This window comes from Sarcina sp. DSM 11001 (genome assembly GCF_900101015.1).
In the GTDB taxonomy this organism is placed as follows: Bacteria; Bacillota; Clostridia; order Lachnospirales; family Lachnospiraceae; genus CAG-791.
Genome location: NZ_FNFZ01000015.1, coordinates 37,180 through 53,301 on the forward strand (window position 1 = coordinate 37,180; position 16,122 = coordinate 53,301).

At 52.0% G+C, this 16,122-nt stretch carries 12 protein-coding genes; 11 read left to right on the forward strand and 1 reads right to left on the reverse strand.

Translation table 11 applies throughout. The features are described 5' to 3' along the window. The first annotated feature begins 152 nt into the window (after positions 1–152). From asnB to guaA, 5 genes are all read left to right on the forward strand, one after another. Positions 153–1,772, forward strand: a complete 1,620-nt coding sequence (asnB, locus tag BLT02_RS09380; RefSeq protein WP_092994262.1) for an asparagine synthase B — start codon at positions 153–155, stop codon at positions 1,770–1,772. A 32-nt stretch (positions 1,773–1,804) separates the two neighbouring features. Then, positions 1,805–3,079 (forward strand): carbamoyl phosphate synthase small subunit, encoded by a 1,275-nt coding sequence (locus BLT02_RS09385; protein ID WP_092994265.1) that lies wholly within the window; start codon positions 1,805–1,807, stop codon positions 3,077–3,079. Between the two features lie 72 nt (positions 3,080–3,151). Then, complete coding sequence (carB, locus tag BLT02_RS09390) at positions 3,152–6,757, forward strand: carbamoyl-phosphate synthase large subunit (RefSeq protein WP_092994268.1); 3,606 nt, start codon at positions 3,152–3,154, stop codon at positions 6,755–6,757. A 15-nt stretch (positions 6,758–6,772) separates the two neighbouring features. Further along, positions 6,773–9,376, forward strand: a complete 2,604-nt coding sequence (locus tag BLT02_RS09395; RefSeq protein ID WP_092994271.1) for a PEP/pyruvate-binding domain-containing protein — start codon at positions 6,773–6,775, stop codon at positions 9,374–9,376. A gap of 197 nt (positions 9,377–9,573) precedes the next feature. Beyond that, positions 9,574–11,220: a glutamine-hydrolyzing GMP synthase gene (gene guaA / locus BLT02_RS09400; RefSeq protein WP_092994274.1), complete on the forward strand. Its 1,647-nt coding sequence runs from the start codon at positions 9,574–9,576 to the stop codon at positions 11,218–11,220. Positions 11,221–11,306: 86 nt separating this feature from the next. Here guaA and BLT02_RS09405 read toward each other — a convergent pair whose 3' ends face one another. Further along, a complete protein-coding gene (locus BLT02_RS09405) occupies positions 11,307–12,293 on the reverse strand; it encodes a helix-turn-helix domain-containing protein (RefSeq protein ID WP_092994277.1) in 987 nt (328 codons plus the stop codon). A gap of 203 nt (positions 12,294–12,496) precedes the next feature. Between BLT02_RS09405 and BLT02_RS09410 the strand changes: the two genes are divergently transcribed. Genes BLT02_RS09410 through BLT02_RS09435 form a run of 6 tightly spaced genes read left to right on the forward strand, consistent with a single transcriptional unit; the run spans position 12,497 to position 15,972 of the window. Next, positions 12,497–12,697, forward strand: a complete 201-nt coding sequence (locus BLT02_RS09410; RefSeq protein WP_092994280.1) for a hypothetical protein — start codon at positions 12,497–12,499, stop codon at positions 12,695–12,697. Between the two features lie 42 nt (positions 12,698–12,739). Then, positions 12,740–13,486: a replisome organizer gene (locus tag BLT02_RS17165; RefSeq protein ID WP_175453761.1), complete on the forward strand. Its 747-nt coding sequence runs from the start codon at positions 12,740–12,742 to the stop codon at positions 13,484–13,486. Beyond that, entirely contained in the window at positions 13,479–14,189 is a 711-nt protein-coding gene (locus BLT02_RS09420) for an ATP-binding protein (RefSeq protein WP_175453762.1), read from the forward strand. The genes BLT02_RS17165 and BLT02_RS09420 overlap by 8 nt, the downstream gene beginning before the upstream one ends. Next, on the forward strand, positions 14,189–15,298 hold the full coding sequence (locus BLT02_RS09425; RefSeq protein ID WP_092994289.1) for a site-specific integrase: 1,110 nt from the start codon (positions 14,189–14,191) through the stop codon (positions 15,296–15,298). The genes BLT02_RS09420 and BLT02_RS09425 overlap by 1 nt, the downstream gene beginning before the upstream one ends. Continuing rightward, on the forward strand, positions 15,288–15,692 hold the full coding sequence (locus BLT02_RS09430; RefSeq protein WP_092994292.1) for a plasmid mobilization protein: 405 nt from the start codon (positions 15,288–15,290) through the stop codon (positions 15,690–15,692). Before BLT02_RS09425 ends, BLT02_RS09430 begins: the two co-directional genes overlap by 11 nt. Beyond that, on the forward strand, positions 15,655–15,972 hold the full coding sequence (locus tag BLT02_RS09435; protein WP_242869757.1) for a relaxasome subunit MobC: 318 nt from the start codon (positions 15,655–15,657) through the stop codon (positions 15,970–15,972). The genes BLT02_RS09430 and BLT02_RS09435 overlap by 38 nt, the downstream gene beginning before the upstream one ends. Positions 15,973–16,122 lie beyond the last annotated feature (150 nt).

Here is a 16,122-nt window from a genome sequence, read left to right on the forward strand (position 1 = left end):
TACGGCGCAGTTTGCGATAATCCACTTCATAAAGCGAATAATCGTATACATGAATACAGAAACGGCAAAGGCGCCGCATTTTCGGAGATGATCTCCCCGGAAAGCGCCTTTGCCGTTTTTTACGTAGTGACCCCGGTTATGAGGAGGTAAACATGTGCTCTATACTTGCTTACTGCGGACCCGGTGCTGATCCGGATATGATCGCAGGGATGATGGAAAAAACAATCAGCAGAGGACCGGATGATACCAGGATCCTGAATACCGGCAGCGGGTATCTCGGATTTAACCGTCTTTCCATCATGGGACTGTCACCGGAGGGTATGCAGCCCTTCACGCTGAGGGGCTCAGCAGTGGTTTGTAATGGTGAGCTGTATGGATTCAGGAGGATGCGGGAGATCCTGAAAAAGCACGGATATTCTTTTAAAAGTGATTCGGACTGTGAGATCATCCTGCCCATGTATGAGGAGTTCGGCCCGGACATGTTCCGCCTGTTTGACGCGGAGTTCGCGCTTGTGCTCTATGACGCGGACACCGGGCAGTACATCGCGGCGCGGGATCCGGTCGGGATCCGCCCTCTCTATTACGGCAGAGATGGAAAGGGAATTCCTGTCTTTTCATCGGAGCCGAAGAGTCTGGTGGGAGTCTGCGGCAGGATCATGCCCTTCCCGCCCGGTCATTACGCAGTGATCAGAGCGTCCGGGGAAGGAAAGGGTGAAGCGCCTGTCATCCACCTGTATGAATACCGGCGGATCTGGGAGGCTGATCATGTCTGCTATGACGATATGGACAGGATCGCGGAAAACATCCATGACAAACTGACCCGGGGCATTGAAAAAAGGCTGGACGCGGACGCACCGGTGGGCTTTCTTCTCTCGGGCGGTCTGGATTCCTCCCTTGTCTGCGGCGTGTCGGCAAAGATTCTGGACCGCCCCCTGCAGACTTTTTCCATCGGTATGGACATTGACGCCATTGACCTCAAATATGCCCGGCAGGTGGCGGAATATATCGGGAGCGACCACCACGAAGTCATCATGACGAGAGAGGATGTCATCGCCGCCCTGGAACCTGTGATCGCGGCCCTCGGTACCTGGGACATCACGACAGTGCGGGCTTCCATCGGCATGTACCTTGTCTGTAAGTGGATCCATGAAAACACGGATATCCGGGTGATCCTGACCGGTGAGATCTCCGATGAGATCTTCGGCTACAAGTACACGGATTTTGCTCCCGACGCGGAATCCTTCCAAAAGGAATCTGAAAAGAGGATTCGGGAGATCCATATGTATGATGTCCTCCGCGCAGACCGCTGTATCAGCGTCCACTCCCTTGAAGCCCGAGTCCCTTTCGGAGACCTGGATTTCGTGTCCTACTGCATGGATATCGATCCGGAAAAGAAGATGAACCGCTACGGCATAGGAAAATATCTGCTGCGTCACGCCTTTGAAAAAGATGATCTGATCCCGCGGGACATCCTGATGCGCGAAAAGGCGGCCTTCTCCGACGCGGTGGGCCATTCCATGCGCCGCGACCTCATGGACTATGCAGAATCCCTGTATACAGATGAGGATTTTGAAACCCGTCGGCGAAAATACACCCACGCCAGGCCCTTCACAAAAGAATCTTTGCTTTATCGGGAGATTTTTGAAAAGTATTATCCCGGCCAGGCGGAAATGGTCATTGATTTCTGGATGCCCAACAAGAGCTGGGAGGGCTGTGATGTAAACGATCCTTCCGCCAGCGTTCTGTCCAACTATGGCGCCAGCGGGATCTAACGGCAGCATGAACGGAGGTCTCAAACACTGATATGAAAGAAAAAATACGACGCAAAATCATCCTGGAGGATGGGCGGGAATTCTACGGATACGCATTCGGAAGCCTGCAGGACAGGGTGTGTGAGATCGTTTTCAACACCTCCATGGCGGGCTACCAGGAGATCCTTTCGGACCTGTCCTATACCGATCAGGCAGTCGTAATGACCTATCCCCTGATAGGAAACTACGGTATGGCCGCAGAGGATTATGAATCGTGTATCCCTTCCATCGGAGCCATGATCGTCCGCGAATATAATGACGAGCCCTCTAACTATCGCAGCCGGCAGACTCTTGGAGAGGTGATGGAAAAAAACGGTATTCCCGGGATCACCGGCGTGGATACCCGCGCCCTGACCCGTTCGATCAGGGACTACGGCACCCGGAAAGCCCTCCTCGCGGATGCCTCTATGTCCACAGCCCGGGGACTCGAGATACTGCAGGAGACTGTTCTTTCGTCCGATGCAGTCTCCCGCGTGAGCTGTAGACAGCGGTGGGAATCCCCTCCGCTGCCTGCAGCGCGAGGCCTCGGGGGTGGGGCATCCCACCGAACAGGTACTGTGCCCGCTTTACTGTCTGCCTCGGGATGCCTCGGGAGTGGAGCTCTGTCGATTGAGGATCTTTCTCTTGCCGCAGATCAGCCAGGCATTGCTGTTTCCCGGGCCGCGGCATCCTCTGTGGATCCCATCACAGGATCGCAGACAAAAAAAGCCCTGCATGTCGCTGCCATAGACTGCGGGATAAAGCGGAATATTATCCGCTCCCTGAACAGGCTGGGCTGCCATGTGACGATCGTACCATGGAATACAGGCGCTGACGAGATCCGGTCCCTGTGCCCTGACGGGATCCTGATCTCCAACGGCCCCGGAGATCCGACGGATGTACCTGAGACGATCGCGGCTGTCCGCTCCCTGCTCGGCAGTTTTCCCGTTTTCGGGATCTGTCTGGGCCACCAGATCCTGTCTCTGGCCTACGGAGCCCACACCTATAAACTCAAGTTCGGCCACCGGGGCGGCAACCATCCCGTCAAAAATCTGGCGACGGGAAAGATCGAGATCACATCCCAGAACCACTCCTATGCCATAGAGAAGGAAAGCCTTCCGGCGACTCCTCTTAAGACAACGCATATCAACCTCCTGGATCAGACCATCGAAGGTGTGGAATGCACGGCTGACGGCGCTTTCGGCGTGCAGTACCATCCCGAGAGCGCTCCCGGCCCGCAGGACAGTGCATATCTGTTCAGTAAGTTCCTGAAAGCCATGCGCAACTGACCCGTTGTTTTTTATTTTCAAAATTTATTTCCAAAACCATACTCTGGTAACGATGGATACAGGAGGCTTAGCATGCCCAAGAGAAAAGAAATCAATAAAGTCCTTGTGATCGGTTCGGGACCCATCGTGATCGGGCAGGCGGCGGAGTTCGATTATGCCGGCACCCAGGCCTGTCTGGCGCTGAAGGAGGAGGGCTGCGAGGTGATCCTGTGCAACTCCAATCCGGCGACGATCATGACGGATACGTCGATTGCTGACAAGGTATATATGGAGCCTCTGACTCTGGAATACGTCGCCAGAATTATCCGCTACGAGCGCCCGGATGCCATCCTTCCGGGGATTGGGGGCCAGACCGGCCTCAACCTCGCCGTGCAGCTGGAGAAGAAAGGTGTGCTGGCTGAATGCGGGACGGAGCTGTTGGGTACCAAAAGCAGTTCCATAGAGAAGGCGGAGGACCGCGAACTTTTCAAGGAGCTGTGTGAGGAACTCGGGGAGCCGGTCCTGCCCTCTGAAACTGCTCATAATATAGACGAAGGACTGGCGGCCGTCCGCCGGATCGGCTTTCCCGTCGTCCTGCGCCCGGCTTTTACCCTGGGCGGCACCGGCGGGGGATTTGCGGAGAATGAAGAGGAATTTTTGTCTCTCATGAAAAATGCCCTGGCCTTGTCTCCCGTGCAGGAGGTCCTGATTGAAAAGAGCGTCAAGGGCTTCAAAGAGATCGAGTATGAGGTCATGCGGGACAAAAATGACACCGCCGTCACTATCTGCAACATGGAAAATATCGACCCGGTGGGCATCCACACCGGGGATTCCATCGTGGTCTGTCCCTCCCAGACTCTCACCAACAAGGAGTACCATATGCTCCGGGACAGCGCCCTCCGGGTGATCCGGGCGCTGGAGATCGAGGGCGGCTGCAACGTCCAGTTTGCCCTGGATCCCGCATCTTTTCAGTACTATCTCATTGAGGTCAATCCCCGCGTGTCCCGTTCCTCCGCCCTGGCTTCCAAGGCCAGCGGCTATCCCATCGCCCGTGTCTCCGCCAAGATTGGAATCGGAATGACCCTGGATGAGATCATGCTGGCCAATACACCCGCCTGCTTTGAGCCAGCTCTTGACTATGTGGTCACCAAGATGCCCCGTTTTCCTTTTGACAAGTTTGCGGATGCCAACAACACTCTCTCGACCCAGATGAAGGCCACCGGCGAAGTCATGAGCGTGGGAAGGACGATGGAGGAGAGCCTGCTGAAGGCTGTCCGCGCCCTTGAGACCGGTCATTTCCATCTGTATGATCCCAAATTTGACCGTATGGAAAAAGAAGACCTGCTGCAGTATATCCACGAGGGCAGGGACGACAGAATCTTTGCCATAGCGAAGCTCCTCCGGGACGGGACAGAGAAAAAGGACTCATGGAAGAGTGAAACAGAGAAAAAGAAACCAGAGGAAAAGGAGACAGAGAATAAGGAGACTGAGAATAAAGAGAAAGAGACAGGATTAGAAAAAGAGACAGGATTAGAAAAAGAGACAGAAAAAGGAAACGGATATGAGATAGAAAACAAAACAAAAGACGAGGCAGTAAAAGAGATATTTAAAAGAACCGGGATCGATCCCCTTTTTATCCGTGTATTCCGGAGGATCGTAGAGGAGGAAGAGCGCCTTCGTCAGAATCCCGGAGACACAGAGGAATTGTGGATAGCCAAGCGCATGGGCTTTTCAGACCGGGCGGTCAGTGTGCTCTGGAACATGACCGAGGAGCAGGTCTTTTCCTTTCGCCAGGAAAAAAAGATCGTTCCTGTCTATAAGATGATCGACACCTGTGCCTCCGAATTTGAGAGTTATGTCCCCTATTTTTATTCGACCTATGAAGAAGAGAACGAGGCCCTTCCCGTCGGGGATTCAGAGAACAGAGGCGTTGGAGCCAAATACAGGGAAAGAAATTTCAGGGAGAAGAATTTTTCCGGCAGCAGCCTCAGAAAAATCATAGTCCTGGGATCGGGACCGATCAGGATCGGCCAGGGCGTGGAATTCGATTACTCGACGGTCCACGCCGTCCAGACCATCCGCAGGGCAGGTTATGAGGCGATCATTATCAATAACAATCCGGAGACGGTGTCCACGGACTACACCTGCTCCGACAAACTCTATTTCGAGCCTCTGACCGTCGAGGACGTGATGAATGTGATCGCGATGGAAAAGCCCGAGGGCATCATTGCGACCCTTGGCGGACAGACAGCCATCAACCTGGCGGAGCCCCTTCACAAGAGGGGCGTCAGGATCATCGGTACAGACTGCGACGCCATCGAGCGGGCGGAAAACAGGGACTGCTTTGAAAAGCTTCTGGAGGAGCTGGAGATCCCGCAGCCCAAAGGGCATGCGGTCACGTCTGTTGAGGCGGGGATCCGGGCCGCCGCTGAGATCGGCTACCCCGTCCTGGTGCGGCCCAGCTTTGTCCTGGGCGGCCGCGCCATGCAGATCGTCGGCAAGGAGGAAGAACTGTACGAATATCTTCAGACTGCCGTTGAGATCGACGCCGACAAGCCGGTCCTTGTGGACAAGTATATACGGGGCAAAGAAGTGGAAGTGGACGCGGTCTGTGACGGCGTCGATGTTTTCGTCCCCGGCATTATGGAACTGGTCGAGAGGACCGGCGTACACTCCGGCGATTCCATCAGCGTCTATCCCCCCTACAGCCTTTCCTCGTCTGTCCGGAACCTGATTCTGGACTACACGAAGAGGCTGGGGCTGGGGATCGGGATCAGAGGGCTTTTTAACATCCAGTTCATCGTGGACCGCGATGACCGGGTCTATATCATCGAGGTCAACCCCAGATCCTCCAGGACTGTGCCTTTTCTCTCCAAAGCCACCGGCTGGAGCCTGGCGGATATCGCGACCCTGGTGAGTCTTGGCGTGTCCCTGCGGGAACAGGGGATCACGCAGGAGGCGGTCGGGACATGGAAAAGGGCAGATTTTACAGCGGCGGCTTCCTTCCGGAATATACCTGCATCCACGTGTCAGGAAAATCTTCCGGGCGCAAACAGTCATTATCCGAAGAAGTTCGTTTCATTTACAGGACAGGGAGTTTTTCCGGGAAGACCGGTTTTGTCAGCCATTTACCCCCGGGAAAAAGAACGCTGTTATGTCAAGGTTCCGGCTTTTTCTTTTTCAAAACTTCTGGGCATGGATGCCTATCTGTCTCCAGAGATGAAATCGACCGGGGAAGCGATCGGATATGACAGGAAACTTCACAGAGCCATGTACAAAGCCATGATCGCTTCGGGAGTGCGCCTGCGCAGCTACGGTACGGTGGTGGTGAGCGTCGCCGATGAGGACAAGCTGGAGACCATCCCGCTGATCCGCCGCTTTTACGATATGGGATTCAACATCGAAGCTTCGACCCTGACAGGAGAATATCTGGAAGAAGCGGGCATCCGGACCAGGATCCGCCGCAAACCCAGTGAGGGCAGCGAAGAGATCCTGGACATCATCCGGACCGGTTTTGTGAGCTATGTGATCAACACCCGGGCCATTCTTTCCGGAGTCCACTACGGAGACGGAATCCGCATAAGGACCTGCGCTGCTCAGAACAATGTTCCCATGCTGACTTCCCTGGACACAGTCCGCATGCTGCTGGATGTCCTGGAGGAGATGACCATGGGCATTTCCACGATTGATGCTGTATGAGGAAGGAGGTATCCTATGGCGGCATTTGAAAAGATCAAATCGGGCATTCCCGCGATGGATGACGCCCTGCATTGCATCCGTCTGGGCGACAATGTGGTCTGGCAGGTCAGTTCGCTGGATGAATTCCGCGCGGTCGCGGTCCCCTTTGTGGAGCAGGCGATCCGGGACGGGAGGAATCTCTTATACATCCGGTTCGCGGAGCATGAGCCGATCCTGCCCGAGATGGAGGGCCTCCGTGTCGTACACGTGCCCCTGTCGCACCGGTTCGAGACTTTTACTGTCGAGATCCACAACATCATCGAAAAAGAGGGTTTCGACGCTTTTTATGTTTTTGACTGTCTTTCGGAACTGGAGGCGGCCTGGGCGACAGATCTTCTGATGGGGGATTTCTTTCATCTGACCTGTCCCTTTTTGTTCATACTGGATACAGTGGCCTATTTTCCGGTGATCCGGGGAAGGCACTCTTTTGATGCCATTGCCAAGATCCGGGACACGACCCAGTTGTTTCTGGATGTCTTCCCCAATGAGGATCTCCCCTCCACAATGTATGTGCGGCCCAAAAAGGTCTGGCGCAGGGAGTCGGCCACCATGTTCCTGCCTCACCTGTTTGAGCCGGCGAAAGGGACTTTTGTACCGGAGACGGACGGGGTCCGGGTGAGCCGCTTTTACCAGAGGATGAATAAGGCAAACGCGGCGGTCAACCAGAGCATGGACAGCTGGGAGCGCTTTTTTCAGAAGACAAGAATCAAATATGAGAGCGGCATGGATGTCACGGAGGAATGCGGCAGGCTCTGCAATATCATGCTTTCCAGGGACGAAAGACTGAGGGAGCTCATCAAGGAGCACTTCAGGCCGGAGGACTATTTTGAGATCCATGACAGGATGGTGGGCACGGGCATGATCGGAGGCAAGGCCACCGGCATGCTGCTCTCCAGAAAGCTGACAGAAAACCTGCGGCCGGATATCTACAGCCGCATTGAACCCCACGACTCTTTTTACATCGGGTCGGATGTCTTTTATACCTATATCGTGGACAACGGCTTCTGGGATCTGAGAGTGCGGCAGCGCACGGAGGAGGGGTATTTTGCCCTGGCGGAGGAGTCCAGGCAGAAGCTTTTGAGCGGCCGTTTTTCGGACGCGATGGAAGAGGAGTTCCGCCGGATCCTGGAATACTATGGGAGCGACCCGGTTATCGTGCGGTCGAGCTCTATCCTGGAGGACGGCTTCGGAAATGCTTTTGCGGGCAAATACGAGTCTGTTTTCTGTGCGGGAAACGGGTCGCCGGACGAGCGCCTGGAGACCTTTGAACAGGCAGTCCGGACGGTCTATGCCAGCACGATGAGCCTGTCGGCCCTGGATTACCGCAAGCGCAGGGGCCTCGACAAGCGGGACGAGCAGATGGCGATTCTGGTACAGCGCGTATCCGGTTCGCGGTATGAGGACTTCTACATGCCTTGCGCGGCCGGCGTGGGCTACTCCATCAGTCCCTACAGGTTCGGGATGGAACATCCCAGTGAGGGCATGCTGCGCCTGGTCATGGGACTGGGGACGGCGGCGGTGGACCGGCGGACAGGCTCCTACCCGCGTATGGTAATGATGGAGGATCCCACCAGGGTCACCATGACCACGTCATCGGAAAAGCATCAGTTTTCCCAGCGTCTGGTGGACGCTGTCAGCTTTGCGAGCGGCCAGGTGGAGGGCTTCGACCCGGAGAAGATCCGGAAGGAGATCCCGTCCTATATGACCCGGCTCCTTCTGTCCCACGACTGGGACGCCGAGAGAATGTTCCGGGACAGGGGACAGGACCGGCTGATCTACTATGTTTCCTGCGACGGTCTGGTAAAAAACAAACAGCTCATGGACGATATGCGGGGGATCCTCCAGCTCCTCAAGGAGGCCTATGTGTATCCCGTTGATATCGAGTACACGATCAACATTGATCCCTCCGGAGACTATGTCATTGACCTGCTCCAGTGCCGCCCTCTGCAGCAGACAAAAGAGGGAGATCCGGTGGTCGTTCCCGAGGTCCGGGCGGATAAAATTTTCCTCGAGACAAAACAGGTCTCCATGGGCTTTTCCCGGACTTTCCCGGTGGATCTGGTGGTCTATGTCGATCCGATCGCCTATTACCAGATGCCCTACCGCGACAAATTCAGAGTGCGGGACATCTTGTCCGCCATAAACTGGAAGCTGCGCGGAAAAGGGAAGAGGATGCTGCTCCTTACCCCCGGGCGTATCTGCACCTCCTCGGCGGAGCTGGGCGTCCCCTCCGCTTTCGCAGATATCAGCGAATTTGATATGATCGTGGAGATCTCCGAATCGAAGGCGGGCTACATACCGGAGCTGAGCTACGGCAGCCACATCTTCCAGGACCTCGTGGAAGCCGGCATCCTCTACACCGCCGTCTTTGAGACAGAAAGCACCGTCCATTTTGCCCCGGAGCTCCTCGGCCGGTGTGAGAACAGACTTGCCGGGTATGCCGAAAACGCCGGCGGCCTGTCCGGGATCGTCAAGGTGTGGGAGACCGAAAATACCGGACTCACTCTCTATTACGACATGTCCAGAGAGCACCTCATGGTCGCGATGGAAGAAACTCCAGCCCGGGACAGGACAGAATGAAACTTTCTTGACACATGTCTGCTCTTTGGATAGAATACCAGTCTGCAGGCAAAGGCGTCTGCAGGAATGATCGATCGTACCTGCAGGCGCCTCTGCGCATTTTCGCAGATTATAAAGTATATTTTTTGCAGATTTTAAACAATATTTTTTGCAGATTTTAAACAATATTTTTGCGGTTTGAAAAACGGAGGGCGGAGATGGACAAAATACTGATTCTGGATTTTGGAGGACAGTACAAGCAGCTGATTGCGCGCCGGGTCAGGGAATGCAATGTCTACTGTGAAATCCATCCATACACACTGGAGATTGAAAAAATAAAGGAAATGAATCCGAAGGGGATCATTCTGACAGGCGGTCCTGCCAGTGTCTATGACGGGAAGTCTCCCACCTGTCCTCCTGACTTGTTCAATCTGGGAATCCCTATCCTGGGAATCTGTTACGGCTCACAGCTCATGGCCTATCGCTGCGGTGCCTCTGCTGTCTCTGAAACGAAAGATATGGATTCCGGCACAGGTTATGCCTGCAATCCGGAGGCGGTCAGGACCGCTCCTGTCAGCGAATACGGCCGCACAGAGGTGGTGATCGACGCGCCGGATTCCCTGCTGTTCCGGGACGTGGAGACGAGAGACGGCACAGATGAAAATGGCGTAAATACGGTCTGCTGGATGAGCCATACAGACTACATTGCCCGGATTCCGGACGGATTCCGGATCACGGCGCACACCGCCAACTGCCCGGTCGCCGCAATGGAGAATCCCGCAAAGAAGCTCTATGCGGTTCAGTTTCATCCGGAAGTGGAACATACGCCCGAAGGCAGGAAGATGCTGCGCGGCTTCGTCATGGATGTATGCGGCTGCAGCGGGGACTGGCAGATGTCCTCCTTCGCCGAGCGCACCATCAAAGAACTCAGGGAAAAAATCGGAGACAGCCACGTACTCCTGGGACTTTCGGGCGGGGTTGATTCCACTGTGACCGCGGCTCTGCTGTCAAAAGCCATCGGCGACCAGCTTCACTGCGTCTTTGTCGACCACGGCCTCATGCGTAAAAATGAGGGAGACGAGGTGGAGAATATCTTCGGACCCAGGGGCAGCTTTGACCTGCAGTTCGTCCGCGTCAATGCCCAGGAGCGCTTTTTCAGACGGCTCATCGGGCAGACGGATCCCGAGATCAAGCGCACCATCACCGGGGAGGAGTTTCCCCGCGTCTTCGGCGACGAAGCCCGAAAACTGCAGGGTAAAGTGCGCTATCTGGCGCAGGGGACCATCTACCCGGATGTCGTCGAAAGCGGCGACGGCAAGACAGGTGACGTGATCAAATCCCATCACAACGTGGGTGGTCTTCCCATCGAAGTAGTACGTGAACTCGGCTTCGATGAGACTCCCATTGAACCCCTGCGTATGCTCTTCAAGGATGAAGTGCGCCGTGTCGGCCTGGAACTGGGTATCCCGCGTGAACTGGTCTACCGTCAGCCCTTCCCCGGTCCCGGTCTGGCTGTCCGCATCATTGGCGAGATCACACCTTACAAGGCTGAAATCGTGCGCGAGGCGGACTACATTTTCCGCGAAGAGCTGCATAAGGCAGGTGTGGACGAGAACCTGGGCCAGTATTTTGCCGCCCTCTCCAACATGCACAGCGTCGGTGTCATGGGCGACCACCGCACCTACGGCCTGGCTGTTGTCCTCCGTGCCGTCATTACCAGCGACTTCATGACTGCCGAGGCGGCCGAGATTCCATGGAATGTCCTCCAGACCACTATGAACCGAATTATCAACGAGGTGGAAGGAGTCAACCGCGTGCTCTACGACATTACCAGTAAACCGCCCGGAACAATAGAGCTGGAATAGTACAAAATCAGCGGAGAGCCTTGATTTATAAGGCTCTCCGCTTTCTTCATCTACAAAATGTCTACATTTTTCAGAGATTCTGTTCTCTACTTACTGCAATAAAACTTGATTTCTTCCGCAATATCGTTGGAGTTTTCCTGCAGACTATCCCTGAACATGATCTCAAAATTGTCGCGCAGGAAGTCATTTTCTTCTCCGCTATTCCGCATATACTCCAGAAAATCGTCAATCTGACTTTTAACAACACTGAAAGAGGGAACAGGAATGCAATATGTTATGGTCAGCTGACGGTCAGTCAATTGGAAGTCTGTATAGATATCTGCTCCCAGGCTTGAATAGTAGTCCAGTTCCGACAGAAACTGTGCAAAAAGCTCTTCAGCCTGGTCTGAGGGCGGAGTTAAAAGCTCATTGACTACAAAGGTAAAACCGGGGCCTTTTAAGCTGTTCGGAGCATCTTCAAAAGAAGTAGCAACTGTAAAACCGGATTCCACAATACTCCTCAGGAGGAGGGCAAACTCAGATGTGTTTTTAAAATGAGAATGGAGTTTACCTGCTTTCTCTACCAGTGGATCATAGTGGGTATGCAGTGAATGCTCTTTTGCGGAAAAATATTCCCGGGCATTCGTGCCGAATTTCCCTTTCCAGGATTCATAAGCCTTGAGCTGCTCAGAAGAAGCTTCCCCCGGACTTGAGAGGATAGCGGCCTTTTGATTTCTCCACAAATTCATGTAGGTGATGAGGGTCCGTATTCTCCTGTTGTTATCATCAAAGACCAGAGTGGTCTTCCCATCTTTTTTCTCTATATCCATCCCAAACAAATCTTCAAACAGAAAAAGTGCCTGCATCACATCCTCATCTGTCCGGATATCGATATCTGACAGAGCAGCAAGATCAACATCCAATACATCTGCCAGTTTTGTCCTGATCTCTCCCTTTGGAGCCATCAGATCTTTTTCATATTTTCTGATTCTGGAATCAGCTGTGGAAGCGGAAAAACCTACAGCAAGCCCTAGGTCTTTCTGTGTCCATCCCTTTAGAATTCTGTATTTTCTAATCTTCTCCCCAAGAGTCACGTTTGTCTCCTCTCATAAAACATCATAAATTTCTTCCTGTATTCTACCATAACAAGCAGAAAAAAGTAATTCCTTTATGAAAAAATAGACCTAAAAACATGACTATTACTGTTGACAAGCATTAAGTGTGGTCGTATTATATTATCCACAGACATAAATATATGACTGTTTAAGGATGCGATAGACATATTGAAGGAGGGGTTATGAATAATAAGAATAAATCTTTGTTTGTTGGAGTAGAAACTGTGAGAGCGGATCTTGGAGTATCGAGATCCAAGGCATACGAAGTAATCAGGGAGCTGAATGCTTCCATGAAAGAAGCGTATCCGAAGGCAATTGTGGTACCCGGAAAGGTTAACCGGATCTGGTATGAGGAAGCCTGTCTGGGAGCGGGGGCACATTGATGGAGTGCAGGGAATGAAAACGGAATGAAAGGAGCAATAGATATGGCAGAGAGACGAATGTTCTCCCGATCCGTTGTGGAGAGCGCCAGGTTTTTAAAGATGCCGGTATCGTCTCAGAATCTGTATTTTCACCTGGTCATGAACGCTGATGATGACGGGATCGTTGAAGCATATTCTGTAATCAACCTGATCAGAGCAAATGAGGACGACTTGAAGGTCCTGCATGCCAGAGGGTTTGTCCGGATCCTGAATGAAGATCTGGTGACCTATGTCATGGACTGGCGGGAGCAGAACAAAATCAGGCCTGATCGAAAGAAGGATAGTATTCATAAAGAGCTTCTTCAGCAGACACTTCCGGAAGTAAAGCTTCTCGAAAAAAAAGAGAGGTCAGACCTGGTTAAGAAATCTGGACCGTCCGTGGACGGCACTATGTCCGCACAGTGTAGTAGAGGTAAGGAAAGTGCAGGTAAGGAGAGTAGAGGAGAGGTGAGTAGAGTTCCTGTCACACCAGAAGCACAAACCCCCATATTCCGCCTTGGCAATGAATTTCTTACCGAAGATGAGTATCGGGAACTTGTTCATACGTTTTCAAAGCCTGTTGTAGATGGAGTAATCGGAAGAATACTAAGAAAGCCATATCATGGGTGCCTGAATCACAAGACCATCTATGCATGGTGCACAGAATATAGATATAAGACAAGTATTCCTGCCATGGAGCACAAAGAATCCGGATACTCTGAGCAACTCAGGAAACTGGCCAGGGAAAGGGAAGGAGGCATGTATGGATGAGAGGAAAGAGATGTGTCCGGTCTGCAGAAATCTTGGATATGTCTATTTCGAAGATGAAAACGGACGCACTTATTCGAAACCCTGCAAATGTACCGCTGTAAAAGAAGCGAGAAAGCGTCTTGAGAGAAGCGGACTGGCAAAGCTGTTCAAATCAAAGACATTTGATTCTTTCATGACTTGCGGCAACCCTCTGCTTGAGGACGCAAAGAGGACTGCAATGCAGTATACAGAATCATTTGCAGAGAGGACCGACTCTGATTCCAATTCCCTCTTGCTTTGCGGACAAGTCGGTGCAGGGAAAACACATCTGGGAACAGCCTGCAGTGTCCGGCTGATCGATCAGGGGATTCCCGTGATTTATATGGGCTACCGAGAGGAGATGACAGCTTTGAAAGCAAAGGTGACAGATGAAAAGGCATACAGGGATGAAATGAACCGATATAAAAAAGCTGCAGTTTTGTTTATCGATGATTTCCTGAAAGGAAAGATCACGGAAGCAGATATAAACATTGTTTACGAAATCGTGAATTACAGATACAACAATCACCTGCCGCTGATCATCAGCACGGAGAAAACTTTGGATGAACTGATCAGTTTCGATGAGGCTGTCGGAAGCAGACTGATAGAGATGTGCCGGGGACATATTATCGTTTTTGAAGGCAGAAAATTGAATTATCGATTGTATCGAGGGGGTGTAGCTTAATGGCTGTTTACAGGGACAAATGGAACGGTTACACAGGCAATAGCTGGCGTGTTGCCTGCTATTACACAAACTGGAAGGGAGAACGTGTCAAGCACGAGAAACGCGGGTTCTCAACCAAGAAGGAGGCGTTGGCTTATGAAAGGAAATTCCTGGCAAAAATGAGGAAGGATATCAAGATGGGGTTTTCCTCTTTCATTGATTGCTATCTGAACGATGTCCGGCCGCAGTTGAAAGAGACTACGATGGCAAATAAGGAAAACATTATCAACACCCATATCAGACCTTATTTTGAGCAGAAAAGTCTTTCAGGAATCACTGCGATAGATATTCTGCAGTGGCAGAACGAATTATTGTCAAGTCGGGATGAAGATGGAAAAGGATATGCCCCCACCTTCCTAAGGACGATCCAGAATCAGTTGAATGCGATTTTCAACCATGCCGTCAAGTACTATGACCTGCCGAAGAGTCCGTGCGATGCGACAAAGAAAATGGGGACAAGCAAAAATGCGGAGATGCTTTTCTGGACAAAGCAGGAATACCAGAAGTTTTCAAATGAAATGAAGGAAAAGCCGATTTCCTATTATGCTTTCCAGGTGCTGTATTGGACCGGCATCCGCGTCGGGGAACTGCTGGCGCTTACAAAAGAGGATTTTGATCTGGAAAACCGTAAGCTGCGGATCAATAAGAATTATCAGGTGATCAAGGGTGTGGAAAAGATTCTCACCCCCAAGTCCATGAAGAGCATCCGCGTGATCGACATTCCCCAGTCGCTGTGTGATGAAATGCAGGAATATTTTGATTCTCTTTATAAAGTCGACGATAAAAGCCGGATCTTTGTTATTACAAAGAGTTATCTGCATCATGAGATGAACCGTGGGTCAAAGGCTGCGGGTGTAAAGCGGATCCGGATCCATGATCTCAGGCACTCAAACTGTGCTCTTCTGATTGACCTTGGCTATTCACCGGTCCAGATTGCGGAGAGACTCGGGCATGAGAGCAGTACGATCACAGAGCGATACGCACACCTGTATCCGTCTGTGCAGCAGGAGATGGCAGAAAAACTTGACCAGGCCTTTAAGGAAACCGGGGAGGAGATTGATGAAGATTGATGGAGGAGAAGACAAGATCTACCGCAGATCTACGCAGTCGAAAGGGACAAAGCCAAAAAGAAAAAATGAGAAAAACAGATTGAGAAATACGATTATGAATTTTCGTGTTTCACCGAAGGAAAAGGAATTGATTGAGGCTCGAATATCAGCGACCGGAATGGAAAAAGCAGATTTTTTTATCCAGAGCTGTCTGTACCAGACAATTCTTGTAAGAGGAAATATCCGGTCCTTTACCGAGATCAGGAACAGGATTGAGGAGTTGGCAAAAACGATTCATCGCAATCCCAGGTTGGAGGAGATGGATCCGGCTCAGGCAGAGACACTGAAAACAATTCTTGAAATCCTTGACAGAAGATTTGAAAAGGAGGAAACAAGTGGCGGCAAAAACGTATGAAGAGAGAATCGCAGATCTTCAGAAAAAGCAGAGCCAGCTCAAAGCGCGGGAGAATGCGCTGAAGAAAAAACAGGCTGCAGATGAAGCGAAAAAGCGCAGTCACAGATTGATTGAACTTGGAGCAATCATTGAATCTGTTTTAGGAAGATCTACGACAGAGGAAGATAAACCGAAACTATTAAATTTTTTGAAAAAACAGGAAACAAATGGACACTATTTTACTCGCGCCATGAATGCGGAAGCAGTCTCGAATCCAAATCCGGAGCGGTGGGAGCAGTGATTTCGCAGTTCCCTTAATACATTAAGGGCGCACTTATATGTGGGCGGAGACCCACATGTATAAGTTTGGGGTAGCACACTGCCCCAACCGGTCAAGCCGGGCGCGTTCCGTCGGCGGGCATTCCATGCAGGCCCCTTACGCCGGGGAGGC